The organism is Pseudomonas sp. Sample_22 (assembly GCF_004307635.1).
In the GTDB taxonomy this organism is placed as follows: Bacteria; Pseudomonadota; Gammaproteobacteria; order Pseudomonadales; family Pseudomonadaceae; genus Aquipseudomonas.
On record NZ_RCNY01000032.1, the window covers coordinates 215,286 to 233,307 of the forward strand.

Here is an 18,022-nt window from a genome sequence, read left to right on the forward strand (position 1 = left end):
CGCCCGAAGGCGCGCTTTTTTGTATGGGCAGATACGAAAGATTGTTGCGGGGTGCGTTGGCGCTCGACTTGAGTCGGCTGCCGCTGTTGTTCGAATCGCCCCTGTCTGGACGCAGATTAGGACGAAGACTAGGATGGGCTCAATGGCCTATTTCACTGAGGCGATAACTATTTTCAGTTTTATTCGATCAGTAAATTAATTGTCGAGAAACTACATGTCAGATTCCATTGACCGGAATGAAAGCAAAAATGAAGTCGGTGTCGGCGCCGTCTCACGGTTGTTTGCGGTGCTGCGTGCGTTGGGTAACACCGTCGAAGGCGGGGAGCGTGTGACGCAATTGGCCCAACACATCGGCTTGTCGCAACCGACAACCCACCGTTTGCTGCGCAGCCTGATGGAAGAGGGCATGGTCGAGCAGGACGCGCGCAGCAAACGTTATCGCCTGAGCCTGGATTTTTTCGCCCTGGCGGCCCGCGCAGGTAACAGTGGCAACCTGCGTGAGCTGGTGCGCCCGTCACTGTTGCGGCTGTCGGCATCGTTGGGCGACTCGTTGTTTTTGCTGGCGCGCAGTGGTTTCGATGCGATTTGTCTGGACCGCAGTGAAGGGCCGTTTCCGATCCGTACGTTCACCGGTGATATCGGCGGGCGCGTGGCGCTGGGCGTGGGTCAGGGCAGCCTGGCGATCCTGGCATTCCTGCCGGAGGAGGAGCGCGACACGGTCATCCACTACAACCTGCCGCGGTTGAAGGATTTCCATTTGTACGACGAAGTGTTCCTGCGCTCGGAAGTCGAGAACGTGCGCAAGCTCGGTTACGCCGGGCGCAACACCGGCGTGTTGCAGGGCATGGCCGGGGTGGCCGTGCCGATTCTCGATCGCGAAGGGCGGGCAGTGGCGGCGTTGAGTGTGGCCACCGTGAGCGATCGATTAGGTCCGGATCGTTTGCCGACGGTGGTCGAAATGCTCAAACGTGAAGCGGCGTTGATCGGTCCGCGAATCAACCCGTTTGATCCACTATTGCGACGGCCATCGCAGGTGTTTGGGCAGGTTTGAATTCTCTACCGTCCCCTGTAGGAGTGAGCCTGCTCGCGATAGCGCTCTGTCAGTCAACATTTCAGTGACTATAAGACCGCTATCGCGAGCAGGCTCACTCCTACAGGGGGGATCAGAACCGGCTGGTTTGCCTGAGCATCTGTGCGGCTGGCGTATCGGTCGGACTGACCATCGCATAGTTGTAGCCACCCCCCGACCAATACTCGGCCTGCAAGCCGCCGTCACTGCGACTGCCTCTGGGCAGCAGGTAGTTTTTCGGTCCCGGCGGGCGCACGTAGAAGCTGATTTTCTGCCCGCCCTGATTCTCATAGACCACCATTGCCGCCGGCCCCTGTTCGGTGCTGAGCAAGCGCCCGCTGGCCGGTTTGAAGCCGGCCCCCGACAGGTCAGGCAAGCGATTGGCCTGGGTGAAGTAGCGGTCAAGCCAGCCCTGCATATCGCCATCGTCGCCGGCCTTGTAGTCGGCTGGCAATATCCCTTGCTGGGCAATCAGGCGATAGGCCTGAAGTGCATCGGTCATCGGTAGTTGTGCGCTGGTGAAAGTCATCTCACGGGCTTGCCAGCCACTGTAACCGCCGACGCTGACGGCGATCAGCAACATGGCGGCGCTGGCCAGGTGGCGCCGCGATTGGCGTTTGCGGCGTAGGCGAATCATGGCGGGATCGAGTTCCGGGTTGGCCGGTTGCTGCAACACGCCACTCAGGGCTGCGCGCAGTTGCTGGGCATCTTGCTGCCAGGCTCGCACTTGGGTGGCAACTTCCGGATGACTGGTGAGAAACGTCTCTACCAGACGTCGGTCGTCGTCGCTGAGTTGATGGTCGACGTAGGCGTGCAAGTCGCGCTCGCTTGGGGGCATGCTGATCATTTGAGTCTCCGCAGGGCGGGGCGGGTGATTTCGCCTTCACTGAGTTGGCGCAGGGCCTGGCGGGCCCGGGACAGGCGGGACATCACGGTGCCGGTGGGTACGTCGAGAATCTCGGCGACCTCTTTGTAACTCAGGCCTTCCACCGATACCCAAAGCAGCAGCGCGCGCTGTTCGGTGGGCAGTCGATCGAAGGCGTCGAGGGTCGATTGGGCGATCACGGTGCGTTCCACCGAAGGCTGTGCATCGTCACGCCCGGTGAAAAATTCGAGCATTCGCGCATAACGCCGGGTGCGTCGGTGCGCATCGAGAAACTGTCGATACAGAATCGAAAACAACCAGGCGCGCAAATCGCCGTCGGCACGTTTGTCGCCCCAACTCGACAGCGCACGCTCCAGGCTGGCCTGGACCAGATCGTCGGCGCTGCTGGCGTTGCGCGTCAGCGATACGGCAAATCGGCGCAATCTGGGGATGATTTCTCGCAGTTGTTCGTCGATATCGTTCATGAAGTTCTGGCCAGTCACTACGCTGTGTGTGTCGGGAGACGACCGGGGCTTGAGGTTATTCCACGCCTGGAAAAATAAATACCGCACACTGGAATAAACCGGCGTGCGGTTCGTCTGCCTGATTCTTCTCACTTGTGGCCGATGGCCCTGGAGTCTTTCATGGTAGATCGATCATCACCGCCCAACCGGCCCCCCCTGAGCACGGCGAGCCTGATCTTGCGTCTGTCTGGCATCGCCGTGGTCGTTGCTGTCGTCGCCGGGGCATTTGCCTACGTCAACGGCACCTTTGACCCACAGCGCCTGACGCCGAAAAAGCTGATCAATGTGCTGGAGACCAACAACGGTGTGCACCCGGGATTCCGTCGCAACCATTCCAAAGGCGTGTGCGTGATCGGCCATTTCGAGAGCAGCGGCGAAGCGCGCGGTTACTCCATCGCGCAAGTATTCAACGAGCCGCGGACACCGGTGGTCGGTCGTTTTGCCTTGCCGGCCGGCAATCCCTACGCGCCGGACAGCGCCGTGCCGATCCGTAGCATGGCGTTGCGTTTCAATCAGGCCAACGGCCAACAGTGGCGCACCGGGATGAACAGCATGCCGGTATTCCCGGTGGCCACGCCCGAGGCCTTCTATCAATTGCAGCAGGCCCAGTCACCGCTGCCCGCAACTGGCAAACCGGACCCCGCGGCAGTGCCGGCGTTCTTCGGTTCGCACCCGGAAGCCGCGCCGTTCCTGGCCTGGATCAAGACCGCCAAGCCGTCAGCCAGTTATGTCACTGAAACCTACAACAGCGTCAACGCGTTTTATCTGGTGAACGCTGCCGGACAACGCCAGGCCGTGCGCTGGAGCATGGTGCCGGTAGCGCAGGATGCGCCGGGTGCCACTGCGCCTGAGGGCAGCGATTTTCTCGAGAAAGACCTGGTGCAACGCATCGCCGCCGGCCCCTTGCGTTGGCAATTGAACATCATCCTGGCCAATCCTGGCGACCCTGTGAACGACGCCAGCAAAGCCTGGCCTGAAGGGCGCAAAGTCTTGAACGCGGGCACGCTGGTGCTGGAAAAAACCCAGCCGCAACTCAACGGCGAATGCCGTGACATCAACTACGACCCGCTGGTACTGCCCGCCGGTATCGAAGGTTCCGACGACCCGTTGCTGGCCGCTCGCTCGGCCGGTTATGCCAATTCCTACCTGCGTCGCACCAGCGAAGTCAGCCAGTTGCCCGCCGCCAAACAGGAGGCCCAGCAATGAGCACCCAACCCAACCACTTCGCTCCCTTGGCGCGCCTGCTGCATTGGCTGATGGCACTGATGATTGTTGCCATGTTGTTCATCGGCGCGGGCATGGTCGCCTCGGTGTCCGAGCGTCATGAATGGCTGATCAATCTGCACAAACCTTTGGGTGTCGCGATTCTGCTGTTGGTCATCGTGCGTCTGGTGGTGCGTTTTTCCACCACGCAGCCACCGCTGCCGGCGGACCTGCCAAGTTGGCAAGCGCTGGCGGCCAAAGCCTCGCATGTGTTGCTGTACGCCTTGATGCTGGTCTTGCCATTACTGGGCTGGGCGATGATTTCGGCGTCGGGCGAGCCGGTGATGCTCAGCAGTTCACTGCAGTTGCCGTCGATTGTGCCGGCGAACGCGCAGGTGTTTGCGTTCTTGCGCAAGGCGCATGGGTATCTGGCTTATCTGTTGTTCCTGACCGTGCTGCTGCACCTGGCGGCGGCGTTGTTTCACGGTTGGATTCGGCGTGATGAGGTGCTGGACAGCATGTTGCGAGGGAAAGATCGCGGGTAACTGAGGGCTTGAAGGCTGCATGCCGGGCATGCAGCCATCCGGGTAGATCAACGCAACGTATCAACCATCTCCGCCACTGTCGTCAACACATCCTTGCCCAACTGCTTCGAACGCTTGCCCGACCATCCCGTCAACGGGTCCGGATGATCGTCGTGGTCCTTGAACGGCATTTCCAGCGTCAGGGACAAGCAGTCGTATTTCTGCCCGACGGCGTTGCAGGCCAAGGTCATGTTGGCCTTGCCCGGTTCGTCGCGGGTGTAACCGTACTTGGTCTGGAAATCCTTGGTGGTGCGTTTCAAGTGGCTGCGGAAATGTTCTTCGAGTTGTTCGATCCGCGGTGTGTAACCCGGATTGCCTTCGCATGCGGCGGTGAACACGTGAGGGATTTCCTCATCACCGTGCACGTCGATGAACATATCGACGCCATACTTCTCCATCTGCTGCTGTACGAAAAAGACCTCCGGGCTGATTTCCGGGCTGGCGCTCTGCCAGGCGCGATTGAGGTCCTGACCCATGGCGTTGGTGCGCAGGTGACCGTGGAAGGCGCCGTCCGGGTTCATGTTCGGCACCAGATACAGATCGGCGCTGGCCAGCAGTTTGCTCAGCACCGGGTCGTCGTGGCGTTCGAGGCGTTCGATGACACCCTCCATGAACCACTCGGCCATGTGCTCGCCGGGATGTTGCTGGGCAATGATCCACACCTTGCGCTGGCCTTCGGCGCCGGTGCCTTTGCGCAACAATTGGATATCGCGACCTTCGACACTTTTGCCGGTGGCCAGCAACTCGGTGCCAGCCTTTGCCAGTGCTTGTTCAATCAGCCAGTCGTGACGGCCACGACTGTAGGGTTCGAAGTAGGCGAACCAGGCGTGGGTCTGGGTGGCTTCGAGGCAGAAGCGCAGGCAGTCGCCTTCGAAGATGGTCGGTACGCGGAACCAGTTGACGTGGTCGTAGGAAGCGACTGCCTGATAACCGTCCCAGGCCTTGTTGTACGAAGACTGGCTGGCATTGTTCAGGCGAAACCAATGCTCCTGGCCGACATGCAGGCCACTGGCCTTGAAGTGGAACCATTGAAAATGGTGGCTTTTGCTATCAGGGCGGATCGCCAGCAGCGGCTTGAGCGGGTCACTGAGGTCGATGACTTGAATGTTGCCGCTGTCGAAGTTGGCGCTGATATCGAGGGAAGATTTGGCCACGGTCGGGTTCCTGATCAGGTTTTTATGGCGGCTACTTTACACGCAAGAGCAAGGGCTTAGGAGCTTGCAAAGATCGTTTCCACCCAGGATGCCCGCGCGCTTTACGACTCAAGGTTTGCTGCGAAGCCTGCCCATCGAAGCGTAGCGATCATCCGTGTTACCACCAGCACCATTTTGAGGCCGGCAGGTGACAGGTTGGGGCATTTCAACTCGTTACCGGTCGGCCCCTTCAGCCTTATACAGCCCTGTTGAAGGCTGATACTTCAGTGTAATCAAACACCTGTAAACCATGCGCCAAATTTGGCATGCATTATGCTTTTTTGGCTTTATGGATAATTGGATACAAAAATACAAAAGGTGCACCGATGAAATTCGCCCCTGCCTATACCGAGCGTCAGCCTGTCACTGCTGAGGAAGAGGCCTACAACTTTCTTCTGGAGGCTATTTGCAAAGGTCGTTACCGCACCGGCGAACGGCTGATCGCCGAGGACATCGCCGGTGAAATCGGCATGAGCCGCATGCCGGTGCGTGAGGCTTTCCGCCGTCTGGATGCTGACGGTCTGGTGACATTGCGGCCCAATCGCGGCGCCATTGTGCGCGGCCTGAACATCGACGAAATGCGTGAGGTGTTCGAGATGCGCAGCGCCCTTGAGGGGCTCGCGATCCGGGTGGCTGTGAGCAAGATGACCGAGCGCCATTTCAGCCATCTGGAGCGTCTGCTGGACGAGATGGACGACTACCGCGAGGACGGTGCCGAGTGGGTCAGCCGTCATCGCGCGTTCCATGAATACCTGTGCAGCCTGAGCGAACGCCCGCGGTTGATGCGGCAGATTTCGGCGCTGTATTCGGTGATCGAACCGCACATGCGCCTGTGGCTGCAACACGCCGACAAGCCACGCAGTGCCCGGGATGAGCATGCCTCGATTGTCGCCGCCCTGCGTTCCGGCGATCCGGACAAAGCCGCAGAAGTGGTGTGCGAACACATCGAAGGCACCATCCCGCGGTTGATTCAGTTTCTCGAAGCCCATCAATAGAAGAACAACCACCTCCTGCACAGGGGGGCATTTGCAGCCAACTGGAGTCATGACATGCACAAGCCTTGCGCGTTAGTTGCCCTGTTCACCTTGAGTCTGTGTTCGCAATGGGCGATGGCCGCCCCCGAATTGCCCGAGCGATTAAGCAAGAGCGAGAAGATCGTCTATTGCTCCGGCATGGATTCGCCGCCGCTGGTGTCGTTTGACCTGAAGCAACAACCGGTCGGGCTTCAGGTGGATATGGGCGAAGCGATTGCCCAGCGTTTGGGTAACAAGAAAGTCGAATGGCGCATCTCGCCCTTCGCCGGGCTGATCCCTGCATTACTCGCGCAGCAGTGCGACATGATCGTCGACCAACTGTTCGACAAACCCGAACGCCGTGAAGTGATCGACATCGTCAACTTCATGTATTCCAGCCAGTCCATCGTGGTGCCCAAGGGCAATCCGAAGTCGGTGAACACGCTGGAAGATTTGTCCGGGCTCAAGGTCGCGGTCAGTAACGGTTCGACCATCCGCGTGCTGCTGGGCAAAGAGAATGAAAAACTCGAAGCGGCCGGCAAGCCGCCGATGAAACTGGTGGTGTACAACGTCGACGCCGACGCCTTCCAGGCCTTGCGCATCAACCAGGTGGACGCTTTCGGCACCACGGTCGAATCTGCCGGCCATTACCAGCAACTGGCCCCGGATCTGTTTCAGTCGGCGGTGCCGGCATTCAACCGCATCCTCACCGGCTTCGGCGTGCGTAAAAGCGATCCGCAGTTGACCGTGGCGCTCACCGAAGTGCTGCAAGGCATGCGCGCCGACGGCAGTTACGCCGCGCTCCTCAGTAAATGGCATGTCGATAGCGACAAACTGGACTGAGGGAAAACCTGATGAACTTCAATTGGGATGTGTTCTGGCAGTACCTGCTGCAACCCAGCGATGTGTACCTGACAGGGCTTTGGCTGACTTGCCTGATCAGCGTTTCAGCGATGTTGCTCGGTTGTGTGCTTGGGCTGATCGCTGCGTTGATGAAGCTGTCGAGAAACCCGCTGTTGCAGTACCCGGTGCGCTTTTATGTCTGGCTGATGCGTGGCACGCCGTTGCTGGTGCAGATCGTGTTTCTGTACACCGCGTTGGCGGCGGGCGGGATTTTCCGTTTCGAAGACCTGGACCTCGGCTGGTTCATCGTGCCGGGCAACATCCAGGCGGCGATCATCGCGCTGGGTCTCAACGAAGGCGCCTACATGGCCGAGATCATTCGTGCCGGGATCGGCGCGGTGGACAAGGGGCAGTACGAAGCCGGGCGGTCCCTGGGCATGACGTTTCCCAAGTTGATGCGCCGGATCGTGTTGCCCCAGGCGTTCCGGGTGATCGTGCCGCCGCTGGGCAACGAGTTCAACGTGATGCTCAAGAACACCACGCTGGTCAGCGTGATCGGGGTGCAGGAGTTGCTGCTCAGCACGCAAATGGTGACCTCGGCGACTTTCCGCGTGTTCGAGTTGTACCTGGTGGTGGCCATCTACTTCCTGGCGTTGACCACGCTCTGGGGCTTTTTCCAGCGTTGGCTGGAGACACGCTTCGGTCAGTCCGATCGCCCGGCGCCAGCCGCCAGCCGAATGTTTGGACGCCACACCATGAAACTGCTGAGGGGGCGTTGAGATGGCGCACATGAGTGAAGAGCTGGTCATCGAAGCGCTGGATATTCACAAGTCCTTCGGCGACCTGGAAATTCTCAAGGGCATTTCCCTGCAGGTGAAGCGCGGTGAAGTGGTGGTGCTGATCGGTGCGTCCGGCTCCGGTAAAACCACGTTTATCCGCTGCATCAATCTGCTGGAAGACATTCAGTCGGGGCAGATCCGTGTGGCGGGTCAGCCGATGGGCTATCGCACCCGGGCCGATGGCAGCCTGGTACGGGATTCGGAGCGCAACATTGCACGTCAGCGCCGCGACATCGGCATGGTGTTTCAGCGCTTCAATCTGTTCCCGCACATGACGGCCCTGGAAAACATCATCGAGGCGCCCATTCAGGTGTTGGGGGTGTCGCGTGCGGCGGCGTTGGAGCAGGCGCGGGCGCTGCTCAAGCGGGTCGGGCTGGGGGAAAAGGCCGATCATTACCCGTCGATGCTGTCCGGTGGTCAGCAACAACGAGTGGCCATCGCCCGGGCGCTGGCGATGAAACCCCAGGCGATGCTGTTCGACGAACCCACCAGCGCCCTCGACCCGGAGACGGTGGGTGAAGTGCTGCAAGTCATGAAGGAGCTGGCTGAGGAGGGCATGACCATGGTCGTGGTCACCCACGAAATGGGCTTTGCCCGTGAAGTCGCCGACCGGGTGGTGGTGCTCGATCAGGGCGAACTGATCGAGCAGGGGCCGCCCGAGCAGATCTTCAGTCAACCCAGGCACGCCCGTACCCGCGCGTTTCTCAGTCGAGTGCTGTAGGAGCGAGCCTGCTCGGGATAAACGTTAAGGATAACGAGGCAAGTCAGACATCCCGCGTCGTTCTCCAGTTCATCGCGAGCAGGCTCGCTCCTACGGGGTTCTTTTACGAACATTTCTTTTGTGTGAGTCCTGCCATGTTCAAGTTTTCCGCCCATGAATATCCCTACGCCTCACAACGTCAAAGTGTCTTCGCCAAACGCGGCATGGTCGCCGCCTCGCAACCGCTGGCAGCCGAAGCCGGAATCGAAATCATGCGCCGCGGTGGCAATGCCATCGATGCGGCGATCGCCACGGCCGCAGCGCTGACGGTCGTCGAACCTACCGGTTGCGGTATTGGTGGCGACGCGTTTGCGTTGGTCTGGACGCAAAACAAGTTGCACGGTTTGAACGCCAATGGCGCTGCCCCGCAAGCCTTGAGCATCGAGGCAGTGAAAACCGCCGGCCATGAAAAAATGCCGTTGCATGGCTGGACACCGGTCACCGTTCCGGGCTGCCCGTCAGCCTGGGCGGAGTTGTCCTCGCGCTTCGGCCGGCTGCCGTTTGCCGACTTGCTGCAACCGGCGATCAGCCTGGCGCGCGATGGTTTTCCCGTGTCGCCGGTGGTTGCGCTGCAATGGCAAACCGCGCTGGAAGACTTCTCTGCTGATCGCTGTGAGGCACTTGAAAGTTGGTTCGAGACTTTTCTGATCGATGGCCGTGCGCCCCGAGCCGGTGAAGTGTTCCGCAACCCGGCCCAGGCTCGCACGCTGAGCGAGCTGGCGGCCACGGCGTGTGAAAGCTTCTATCGCGGTGCACTGGCGCAACGGCTTGACGCGCACTCGCGGGCCACGGGTGGCTATTTGCGCGCCAGTGACTTGCAGGACTACCGCGCGCAGTGGGTCGAGCCGATCAAGGTCAATTACCGCGGAGTCGATGTCTGGGAAATCCCACCGAGCGGGCAGGGGCTGGTGGCGTTGATGACATTGAAGATTCTCGAGGGCTTTGACTTCGATCACCGCGACAGTCAACAAACCTGGCACCGTCAACTGGAAGCCATGAAGCTCGCCTACAGCGATGGCTTGCACTACATCACCGATCCGCAGCACATGCGTGTGGCGGTCGATGATTTGCTGAGCGATCACTATGCAACTCATCGACGCTCGCAGATCGGCGAGCGCGCCGTCGCGCCGCAACCGGGTGATCCCCATGCCAGCGGCACCGTTTACCTGGCCACCGCCGACGCCGAAGGCAACATGGTTTCATTCATCCAGAGCAACTACCACGGTTTCGGTTCCGGCGTGGTGTTGCCCGACAGTGGTATCGCCCTGCAGAACCGTGGCGAAGAATTCAGCCTCGATCCAGGTCATGCCAATTGCCTGGCTCCGGGCAAGAAGACGTTCCATACCATCATTCCCGGGTTCCTCAGCAAAGACGGCGAGGCGATGGGGCCTTTCGGCGTGATGGGCGGTTACATGCAGCCGCAAGGGCATGTGCAAATGGTGATGAACCTGGTGGATTTCGGTCTCAACCCGCAAGCGGCGCTCGATGCACCGCGTTGGCAGTGGCTGGGCGGGCTGAAGGTCGGGATCGAACAGGATGCATCGCGGGACATGGCGGCGGCGCTGGCACGTCGTGGGCACACTGTAGAAGTTGCCTGCGACCTCACCAGTTATGGGCGGGGCCAGATCATCTTGCGCGATCCTGAATCGGGCGTGTTATGCGGAGGCACCGAACCGCGAACGGATTCGCATATCGCCGTGTATTGAAAGGGCGTTGGGGGCATCAAGGGGGGGCGTCCTCCTTGACGCCGAGGCAGCTTAGAGAGTGTGCGATTGATTCTCAAGTGCTATTTGCCATTGGTTTGCCCTAATGATCACAGGCACCGCTTGCCAACAAATATTCTTTTGATATCATCCGCGCCATCGATTTGTGACACCCAAAGACTTCATTAGCCTGAAGCCATAAGCCAGAAAACTGGCAAAAAAAAGACCCGGCAAAAAGCCGGGTCAAAAACCGTGATTAGCCTGATGAGGAGATAGTCCAGAGACCGACCTAAGGTCCGCTGGGCCATCAACTGATCTCGCGATCAGTTGATGCAATAATAATCATTCTCGTTTGCAAGTCAAACGTTTTTATCTGCGCGATTGGAAAATTCTTTCCCGTCCTCTTCTTTTCATCATCGCTTCAAGCGTTCTGGTGACATTCCAACGATCGATCCACCATGGCTCTGGCCATATCGATCATGTGCACCGCAGAAAACGCCAGGTCCCGGTTTGTACCCTGCAGATGGTTGGCTGTCTCGAAGGCTGTCGCGGCAGCACATCGTAAAAGATCCGACGCATGAACCAGCGCTTCTTCACTCTTGATGTTGCGGTTCACGTCGAAGAAACGCTCCTCGACCTGTTCCACTGAAACAGCTGGTTTCAAGTAATAGTCCAGTGCCCGCTGTGCAGCGGCAGAGCCTTTTGCGGAAGTGAGCGAAGTGTCGATTTGCAGGTCGGGCAGGTCGTTGGCGGGTTGGTTCATGGTGATGGCAAGCTCCGTGATAGATTCAGATCCGTGAATTCATCCTAGTACGATCTGTATTTGTGACCATCAATTAAATACTACAATTTGTGTTTTGATGGCTGGAGCCCTCCACGTATCGTGCCGCACATGGATAAATGGATTGAATTGGTCAAGGCCAAGATGAGTGAGCTCAAGGTCACTCAAGAGATACTCGCCGAGCGCCTCGGGATGTCCCAGGGTGGCGTAGGGCATTGGCTGACAAAACGCCGCCAGCCAGGCATCGAGGACATGAATCGGGTCTTGCAGGCGCTGGGCCTGGGGTTTCTGGAAGTGGCGCTGGTGATCAGGGAGCCGGGAGAGTCGCAGGACGACGAGGTTTGCCTGACGCAGAAGTACAACCCGTACTTCCGTTACCCGGTCAGTGACTGGCGCGAAACCGGCGAGGTGCGCGATGGCGAGCAGGCCAGGTATCGTTTCGAATTGTCCGACTACCACGCACAAGGTGCGGCGTTCTGGTTGACCGTGATGGGCGATGCGATGACCGCGCCCAGTGGCCTGAGCATCGCCGAGGGCATGCTGATCCTGGTGGACCCGGACGTGGAAGCGGTGCCTGGCAAACTGATTATTGCCCAGTGGCAAGGCAGTAACGAGGCGATTTTTCGCAAGTTGATCGAAGAGGGCGGGCAGCGTTACCTGGTCCCGCTCAATCCGACGTATCCGAAAGCCCTATACACCGAAGAGTGTCGAATCATCGGTGTGGTGGTTCAGGCAACCGCCAGGTTTTGATCAGATCGGTCCCGGTAAGGTGTAGGACCGATCTTCGTTTCACGCTTCTTCCAGTTCGACCAACGCACTGCCTTCGCTGACCATTTCGCCTTCCTGGCAGTACAGCGCCTTGATCACACCCGCGTGGGGTGCGCGGATGCTGTGTTCCATCTTCATCGCCTCCAGTACCACCAGTTGTGCCCCGGCTTCGACCGTTTGCCCGACCTCGACCAGCACCCGCACGATACTGCCGTTCATGGGCGCAGTCAGGCCGCCCTGATGGCTGTGACTGGCTTCAACGGCGCTGATCGGGTCATACGTCTCGACGCGGCGCAGTTCACCGTCCCATTGCAAATACACAGCGTCACCCCGACGGATAGCCCGGTGCTGGCGGCGCACGCCGTCGCGTTCGGTGAGCAAATGCTCGCCACGCAGTTGAGCCTCGATGCTGCCCAATGTCAGCGCTTGATCCTGGCCTTCACAACTGAGGTGCAGAGTGATTTGCGCTGGCAGGCCGGCGCGCAAACCGTTGCCGCTGGCCCATGGCGAACTCGGGTCGTCAGCTCTCGCTACACGATGCTGGCTCAGGGCAAACGCTTGGGCGGCGCTTTGCCAGAACTCGTCGCTGAGCGGCGCGGGTGTCGGCAACAGCTGTTCCTGATAACGCGGAATAAACCCGGTATCCAGCTCCGCTGCGGCAAAGGCCGGATGGCCGATGATCCGCCGCAGGAAGTTGATGTTGGTCTTGAGCCCGCCAATCGCGAACTCATCGAGCATGCTTAGCAACCGCAGGCGCGCCTGTTCGCGGTCCTCGCCCCAGGCAATCAACTTGCCCAGCATCGGATCGTAGAACGGCGAGATTTCGTCGCCTTCCTCGACGCCGCTGTCCACGCGACGGCCTGCGCCGTGCGTCGATTCGCGATACAACTCCAGGCGGCCGGTTGCCGGCAGGAAGTCATTGGCTGGGTCCTCGGCGTACAGCCGCACTTCAATCGCGTGGCCGATCAGCGGCACTTGATCCTGGGTCATCGGCAACGCTTCGCCACGCGCCACGCGGATCTGCCAAGCCACCAGGTCGAGGCCGGTAATGGCTTCGGTGACAGGATGTTCGACCTGCAGGCGCGTGTTCATCTCCATGAAGAAGAATTCGCCGCGTGCATCCAGCAAAAACTCGACGGTGCCGGCACCGACGTAGCCGATGGCCTGTGCCGACCGCACGGCCGCTTCGCCCATGGCGCGACGCAGTTCCGGGCTCAGGCCTGGCGCCGGTGCTTCTTCGACGACTTTCTGGTGCCGCCGCTGAATCGAGCAGTCCCGCTCGTTCAGATACAAGCAGTTGCCGTGCTGATCGGCGAACACCTGGATTTCCACGTGACGCGGTTTGAGCAGGTATTTCTCCACCAGCATCCGCGAATCGCCAAACGACGATTGCGCTTCACGCTGGGCCGAGGCCAGGGCTTCGGCCAGTTGGCTGACGTCCTCGACCACTTTCATGCCTTTGCCGCCGCCACCCGCCGTGGCCTTGAGCAGCACCGGATAGCCGATGCGCTCGCAGGCATCGCGGAACGTCTCGAGGTCTTGCGCCTCGCCGTGATAACCGGGCACCAGCGGCACGCCGGCGGTTTCCATCAAGGCTTTGGCCGCGGACTTGCTGCCCATCGCATCGATGGCGGAGGCCGGTGGGCCGAGAAATATCAGACCGGCGTTTTCGATGGCGCGGGCGAATCCGGCGTTTTCCGACAGAAAGCCATAGCCGGGGTGAATCGCTTGGGCGCCACTGGCCTTGGCCGCGGCGATCAGTTTGTCGATTTGCAGATAGCTGTCGGCGGCTTTGCTGCCACCCAGGTCAACGCGAATATCCGCCTCGCGGCTGTGACGAGCGTCTCGGTCGGTGGCGCTGTGCACAGCTACGGTGGTCAGGCCAAGGGCCTTGGCGGTGCGCATCACCCGGCAAGCGATTTCGCCACGGTTGGCCACCAGCAGGGACGTAATGACAGGTGCGCTCATCAACGCGACTCCTTGGTAGTGGTTTCGGCTTGCCAGCTCGGCGGACGTTTTTGCAGAAAGGCACGCAGGCCCTCCTGACCTTCGGGGCTGACCCGGATGCGGGCGATGGCGTTTTCGGTGTAGCGGCGTAGCGCCGGGTTCAGCGAACCGTCGCCGACTTCACGCAGCAAATCCTTGCTGGCACGCATGGCGGCGGGACTGTTGAGCAACAGGTTGTCGATCCACTGATCGACCTTCTGCTCCAGATCGGCGATCGGATAACTCTCCGACAACAGGCCCAGTTCCCGTGCCCGTTGTCCGCCAAAGCGTTCAGCGGTCAGGGCATAGCGCCGCGCAGCGCGTTCGCCAATGGCTTGCACCACGAACGGGCTGATCACCGCGGGTGCGAGGCCGATACGCACTTCCGACAGGCAGAACTGCGCATCGTCGGCACCGATGGCCATGTCGCAGCAACTGATCAGGCCCAACGCGCCGCCAAATGCTGCGCCTTGCACCACGGCCAGGGTCGGGATTTTCAACTTGGCCAGGTTGTACATCAATTCCGCCAGTTCCCGGGCGTCGTCGAGGTTGGTGTGGTAATCGAGTTCGGCCGATTGTTGCATCCAGGCCAGGTCGGCACCGGCGCTGAAGTGTTTACCGCGACCGCGCACGATCAGGAAACGCAGGTTGGCATCGCTCGCGACTTTGTCGAGGGCGAGGATCAGTTCGCGGATCATTTGGGCGTTGAAGGCGTTGTTCTTTTCTTCACGGCTGAGCCACAGCGTGGCAAATCCACGAGGGTCGGTCAGCAGTTCGAGGGTGTTGAAGTCGCTCATATTCATCCGTCTCCACGGTTTCTGTGGGAACTGCTTGCGGGATCTTTTTTGCGATTGCTGCGCAATCGAGCGGGAGCAAGCTCCCTCGCCACACAAGCCTCGCTCCTACAAAAATTCACATCCGGAACACGCCGAAGCGGCTCGGTTCGATGGGCGCGTTCAACGACGCGGACAAGGCCAGGGCCAGTACATCGCGGGTCTGGGCCGGGTCAATGACACCGTCATCCCACAAGCGCGCACTGGAATAGTAGGGGTGACCCTGTTCTTCGTACTGGTCGAGGATCGGTTGCTTGATCTCGGCTTCCTGCTCGTCACTGAAGCCTTGGCCACTGCGTTCGGCCTGTTCGCGCTTGACCTGCACCAGCACGCCCGCCGCCTGTTCGGCACCCATCACGCCGATCCGCGCATTCGGCCACATCCACAGGAAACGCGGATCGTAGGCCCGACCGCACATGCCGTAGTTACCGGCACCGAAACTGCCACCGATGATCACGGTGAATTTTGGCACCTTGGCGCAAGCCACGGCCGTCACCAGCTTCGCACCGTGCTTGGCGATGCCTCCCGCCTCGTATTTCTGGCCGACCATGAAGCCGGTGATGTTTTGCAGGAACAGCAACGGAATGCCGCGCTGGCAGGCCAGCTCAATGAAATGCGCGCCTTTTTGCGCGGCTTCAGCGAACAGAATGCCGTTGTTGGCCAGGATTGCGATCGGGTAACCGTGCAGATAAGCGAAACCGCAGACCAGGGTCGTCCCGAACAGCGCCTTGAATTCGTCGAATACCGAACCGTCCACCAGTCGCGCGATGACTTCTCGCACGTCGAACGGCTGCTTGGCATCGGCCGGCACCACGCCGTACAACTCGTCACTGCTGTAGAGCGGGGCGATTGGCGTGCGCTGCTGAACTTCGCCTTGCTTGCGCCAGTTTAGGTTGGCGATGCTGCGGCGGGCGATTGCCAGAGCGTGTTCGTCGCTTTCGGCGTAATGGTCGGCCACACCGGAAATCTTGCAGTGCACATCGGCACCGCCGAGATCCTCGGCGCTGACCACCTCACCGGTCGCGGCTTTCACCAGCGGCGGGCCGGCGAGGAAAATTGTTGCCTGTTCGCGGACCATGATCGCTTCATCGGCCATGGCCGGTACATAGGCGCCGCCAGCGGTGCATGAGCCCATGACCACGGCAATCTGCGGAATGCCCATGGCGCTCATGTTGGCCTGGTTGAAAAAGATCCGGCCAAAGTGCTCGCGGTCGGGAAACACTTCATCCTGGCGGGGCAGGTTGGCGCCGCCAGAGTCCACCAGGTAAATGCACGGCAGGCGGTTCTGTTGGGCGATGGTCTGCGCGCGCAGGTGTTTTTTCACGGTCAGCGGGTAGTAGGAGCCACCTTTAACCGTGGCGTCGTTGGCGACGATCATGCATTCGACGCCCTCCACACGGCCGATCCCGGCAATCACGCCAGCGGCGGGAACGTCTTCGCCATACACCTCGTAAGCCGCCAGTTGGCTGATTTCAAGAAACGGCGAACCCGGATCGAGCAGGCGATTGATGCGCTCGCGAGGCAGCAGTTTGCCCCGCGAGGTGTGGCGTTCTTGCGCTTTCGGACCGCCACCTTGCGCGACTTGGGCGAGCAGGGTGTGCAGTGCGTCGACCTGTTTGAGCATCGCCGCGCTGTTGGCCGCGAACTCCGCTGAACGGGGGTTGAGCTGGGTATGCAGGATAGCCATGGGCAGCTCCGTTTAGCGGGTTTCGTTGAACAGTTCGCGACCGATCAGCATGCGACGGATCTCACTGGTGCCCGCGCCGATTTCGTACAGCTTGGCGTCACGCAACAGACGACCGGCGGGGAATTCGTTGATGTAACCGTTACCGCCGAGAATCTGGATCGCGTCGAGGGCCATTTGCGTAGCACGCTCGGCGCTGTAGAGGATCACGCCGGCGGCGTCCTTGCGCGTGGTTTCGCCGCGCTCGCAAGCTTGTGCTACCGCATAAAGGTAGGCGCGGCTGGCGTTGAGCTGGGTGTACATGTCGGCGACCTTGCCCTGGATCAGCTGGAACTCGCCGATGCTTTGACCGAACTGCTTGCGGTCATGGATGTACGGCACGATCAGGTCCATACACGCCTGCATGATCCCGGTCGGGCCACCCGAGAGCACCACGCGCTCGTAGTCGAGGCCGCTCATCAGCACCTTCACGCCGCCATTGAGTACGCCGAGGATGTTTTCTTGCGGCACTTCGACGTCATCGAAGAACAGCTCGCAAGTGTTCGAACCACGCATGCCGAGCTTGTCGAACTTGTTGCTGCGGCTGAAGCCTTTCCAGTCGCGCTCGACGATGAACGCGGTGATGCCGTGAGGGCCTTTTTCCAGGTCGGTCTTGGCGTAGATCACGTAGGTGTTGGCGTCCGGGCCGTTGGTGATCCAGGTCTTGCTGCCGTTGAGCACGTACTTGTCACCGCGTTTGTCGGCACGCAGCTTCATCGAGACCACATCGGAACCGGCGTTCGGCTCGCTCATGGCCAGGGCGCCGATGTGCTCGCCACTGATCAGCTTCGGCAGGTATTTGGATTTCTGTTCGTGGTTACCGTTGCGGTTGATCTGGTTGACGCACAGGTTGGAGTGGGCGCCATAAGACAGGGCTACCGAAGCCGAGCCACGGCTGATTTCTTCCATGGCGACCACATGGGCCAGGTAACCCAGTCCCGCACCGCCGTACTCTTCCGGGACGGTAATGCCCAGCAGGCCCATGTCGCCGAATTTGCGCCACAGGTCCGCGGGGAACAGGTTGTCGATGTCGATCTGAGCGGCGCGCGGGGCGATCTCCTTGGCGACGAAGGACTGAACCTGATCGCGCAGCATGTCGATGGTTTCACCGAGGGCGAAGTTCAGGGATGGGTAGCTCATGGGTCACCTTTTGGCTTTTTTGTCGGTTGATGAGACTGTCATTTGGTTCTCACCTTTACGTTAACGTAAGCCTGTGACGAAAGGCTGTCAATCACCCTTTACGTTAACGTCAACTTGAGCGAGAGTAGAGGCAGTTCTGAAAAGACCGGCGTCGCTTTTCCGTGGCGAGGGAGCTTGCTCCCGCTCGGGCGCCAA

At 60.1% G+C, this 18,022-nt stretch carries 17 protein-coding genes; 9 read left to right on the forward strand and 8 right to left on the reverse strand.

What is annotated here, in order from left to right:
- Positions 1-214 precede the first annotated feature (214 nt).
- Positions 215-1,051: an IclR family transcriptional regulator gene (locus D8U73_RS09000; RefSeq protein ID WP_130904271.1), complete on the forward strand. Its 837-nt coding sequence runs from the start codon at positions 215-217 to the stop codon at positions 1,049-1,051.
- Positions 1,052-1,163: 112 nt separating this feature from the next.
- Here D8U73_RS09000 and D8U73_RS09005 read toward each other — a convergent pair whose 3' ends face one another.
- Both D8U73_RS09005 and D8U73_RS09010 read right to left on the reverse strand, forming a co-directional pair.
- A complete protein-coding gene (locus D8U73_RS09005) occupies positions 1,164-1,916 on the reverse strand; it encodes an anti-sigma factor (RefSeq protein ID WP_130904272.1) in 753 nt (250 codons plus the stop codon).
- The gene (locus D8U73_RS09010) at positions 1,913-2,419 is read right to left on the reverse strand and encodes a sigma-70 family RNA polymerase sigma factor (protein ID WP_130904273.1); all 507 of its coding nucleotides are present in this window, start codon (positions 2,417-2,419) and stop codon (positions 1,913-1,915) included. The genes D8U73_RS09005 and D8U73_RS09010 overlap by 4 nt, the downstream gene beginning before the upstream one ends.
- A gap of 159 nt (positions 2,420-2,578) precedes the next feature.
- On the opposite strand from D8U73_RS09010, the gene D8U73_RS09015 reads away from it, so the two are divergent.
- On the forward strand, positions 2,579-3,664 hold the full coding sequence (locus tag D8U73_RS09015; RefSeq protein WP_130904274.1) for a catalase family peroxidase: 1,086 nt from the start codon (positions 2,579-2,581) through the stop codon (positions 3,662-3,664).
- Positions 3,661-4,206: a cytochrome b gene (locus D8U73_RS09020; RefSeq protein ID WP_130904275.1), complete on the forward strand. Its 546-nt coding sequence runs from the start codon at positions 3,661-3,663 to the stop codon at positions 4,204-4,206. The genes D8U73_RS09015 and D8U73_RS09020 overlap by 4 nt, the downstream gene beginning before the upstream one ends.
- Positions 4,207-4,253: 47 nt before the next feature.
- Here the strand turns inward: D8U73_RS09020 and D8U73_RS09025 are convergent, their stop codons facing one another.
- Positions 4,254-5,399, reverse strand: coding sequence for a carboxypeptidase family protein (locus D8U73_RS09025; protein WP_177435520.1), 1,146 nt, complete (start codon positions 5,397-5,399; stop codon positions 4,254-4,256).
- Between the two features lie 365 nt (positions 5,400-5,764).
- Here D8U73_RS09025 and D8U73_RS09030 point away from each other — a divergent pair, with 365 nt between their 5' ends.
- From D8U73_RS09030 to D8U73_RS09050, 5 genes are all read left to right on the forward strand, one after another.
- Positions 5,765-6,433, forward strand: a complete 669-nt coding sequence (locus tag D8U73_RS09030) for a GntR family transcriptional regulator (RefSeq protein WP_130904277.1) — start codon at positions 5,765-5,767, stop codon at positions 6,431-6,433.
- A 54-nt stretch (positions 6,434-6,487) separates the two neighbouring features.
- Complete coding sequence (locus D8U73_RS09035; RefSeq protein ID WP_056854657.1) at positions 6,488-7,294, forward strand: ABC transporter substrate-binding protein; 807 nt, start codon at positions 6,488-6,490, stop codon at positions 7,292-7,294.
- A gap of 11 nt (positions 7,295-7,305) precedes the next feature.
- Complete coding sequence (locus D8U73_RS09040) at positions 7,306-8,073, forward strand: amino acid ABC transporter permease (protein WP_056854656.1); 768 nt, start codon at positions 7,306-7,308, stop codon at positions 8,071-8,073.
- A gap of 1 nt (position 8,074) precedes the next feature.
- Positions 8,075-8,854, forward strand: a complete 780-nt coding sequence (locus tag D8U73_RS09045; protein WP_130904278.1) for an amino acid ABC transporter ATP-binding protein — start codon at positions 8,075-8,077, stop codon at positions 8,852-8,854.
- A gap of 134 nt (positions 8,855-8,988) precedes the next feature.
- Positions 8,989-10,599, forward strand: a complete 1,611-nt coding sequence (locus D8U73_RS09050; protein WP_130904279.1) for a gamma-glutamyltransferase family protein — start codon at positions 8,989-8,991, stop codon at positions 10,597-10,599.
- Between the two features lie 418 nt (positions 10,600-11,017).
- Here D8U73_RS09050 and D8U73_RS09055 read toward each other — a convergent pair whose 3' ends face one another.
- Entirely contained in the window at positions 11,018-11,359 is a 342-nt protein-coding gene (locus tag D8U73_RS09055; RefSeq protein WP_056854653.1) for a DUF3077 domain-containing protein, read from the reverse strand.
- A 129-nt stretch (positions 11,360-11,488) separates the two neighbouring features.
- Here D8U73_RS09055 and D8U73_RS09060 point away from each other — a divergent pair, with 129 nt between their 5' ends.
- Positions 11,489-12,127: an XRE family transcriptional regulator gene (locus D8U73_RS09060; RefSeq protein WP_130904280.1), complete on the forward strand. Its 639-nt coding sequence runs from the start codon at positions 11,489-11,491 to the stop codon at positions 12,125-12,127.
- A 39-nt stretch (positions 12,128-12,166) separates the two neighbouring features.
- Here the strand turns inward: D8U73_RS09060 and D8U73_RS09065 are convergent, their stop codons facing one another.
- The 4 genes from D8U73_RS09065 to D8U73_RS09080 all read right to left on the reverse strand — a co-directional run bounded on the left by D8U73_RS09065 (position 12,167) and on the right by D8U73_RS09080 (position 17,827).
- A complete protein-coding gene (locus D8U73_RS09065; RefSeq protein ID WP_130904281.1) occupies positions 12,167-14,113 on the reverse strand; it encodes an acetyl/propionyl/methylcrotonyl-CoA carboxylase subunit alpha in 1,947 nt (648 codons plus the stop codon).
- Positions 14,113-14,928, reverse strand: coding sequence for a gamma-carboxygeranoyl-CoA hydratase (locus D8U73_RS09070; protein ID WP_130904282.1), 816 nt, complete (start codon positions 14,926-14,928; stop codon positions 14,113-14,115). Before D8U73_RS09070 ends, D8U73_RS09065 begins: the two co-directional genes overlap by 1 nt.
- 115 nt (positions 14,929-15,043) lie before the next feature.
- Positions 15,044-16,651, reverse strand: coding sequence for a carboxyl transferase domain-containing protein (locus tag D8U73_RS09075; RefSeq protein ID WP_130904283.1), 1,608 nt, complete (start codon positions 16,649-16,651; stop codon positions 15,044-15,046).
- 12 nt (positions 16,652-16,663) lie between these two features.
- On the reverse strand, positions 16,664-17,827 hold the full coding sequence (locus tag D8U73_RS09080) for an isovaleryl-CoA dehydrogenase (protein ID WP_046815544.1): 1,164 nt from the start codon (positions 17,825-17,827) through the stop codon (positions 16,664-16,666).
- Positions 17,828-18,022 lie beyond the last annotated feature (195 nt).

Coding starts and splice junctions, on each gene's coding strand:
- D8U73_RS09000 (WP_130904271.1), top strand. CDS start 215: ATGTCAGATTCCATTGACCGGAATGAAAGCAAAAATGAAGTCGGTGTC.
- D8U73_RS09005 (WP_130904272.1), bottom strand. CDS start 1,916: ATGATCAGCATGCCCCCAAGCGAGCGCGACTTGCACGCCTACGTCGAC.
- D8U73_RS09010 (WP_130904273.1), bottom strand. CDS start 2,419: ATGAACGATATCGACGAACAACTGCGAGAAATCATCCCCAGATTGCGC.
- D8U73_RS09015 (WP_130904274.1), top strand. CDS start 2,579: ATGGTAGATCGATCATCACCGCCCAACCGGCCCCCCCTGAGCACGGCG.
- D8U73_RS09020 (WP_130904275.1), top strand. CDS start 3,661: ATGAGCACCCAACCCAACCACTTCGCTCCCTTGGCGCGCCTGCTGCAT.
- D8U73_RS09030 (WP_130904277.1), top strand. CDS start 5,765: ATGAAATTCGCCCCTGCCTATACCGAGCGTCAGCCTGTCACTGCTGAG.
- D8U73_RS09035 (WP_056854657.1), top strand. CDS start 6,488: ATGCACAAGCCTTGCGCGTTAGTTGCCCTGTTCACCTTGAGTCTGTGT.
- D8U73_RS09040 (WP_056854656.1), top strand. CDS start 7,306: ATGAACTTCAATTGGGATGTGTTCTGGCAGTACCTGCTGCAACCCAGC.
- D8U73_RS09045 (WP_130904278.1), top strand. CDS start 8,075: ATGGCGCACATGAGTGAAGAGCTGGTCATCGAAGCGCTGGATATTCAC.
- D8U73_RS09050 (WP_130904279.1), top strand. CDS start 8,989: ATGTTCAAGTTTTCCGCCCATGAATATCCCTACGCCTCACAACGTCAA.
- D8U73_RS09055 (WP_056854653.1), bottom strand. CDS start 11,359: ATGAACCAACCCGCCAACGACCTGCCCGACCTGCAAATCGACACTTCG.
- D8U73_RS09060 (WP_130904280.1), top strand. CDS start 11,489: ATGGATAAATGGATTGAATTGGTCAAGGCCAAGATGAGTGAGCTCAAG.
- D8U73_RS09065 (WP_130904281.1), bottom strand. CDS start 14,113: ATGAGCGCACCTGTCATTACGTCCCTGCTGGTGGCCAACCGTGGCGAA.
- D8U73_RS09070 (WP_130904282.1), bottom strand. CDS start 14,928: ATGAGCGACTTCAACACCCTCGAACTGCTGACCGACCCTCGTGGATTT.
- D8U73_RS09075 (WP_130904283.1), bottom strand. CDS start 16,651: ATGGCTATCCTGCATACCCAGCTCAACCCCCGTTCAGCGGAGTTCGCG.
- D8U73_RS09080 (WP_046815544.1), bottom strand. CDS start 17,827: ATGAGCTACCCATCCCTGAACTTCGCCCTCGGTGAAACCATCGACATG.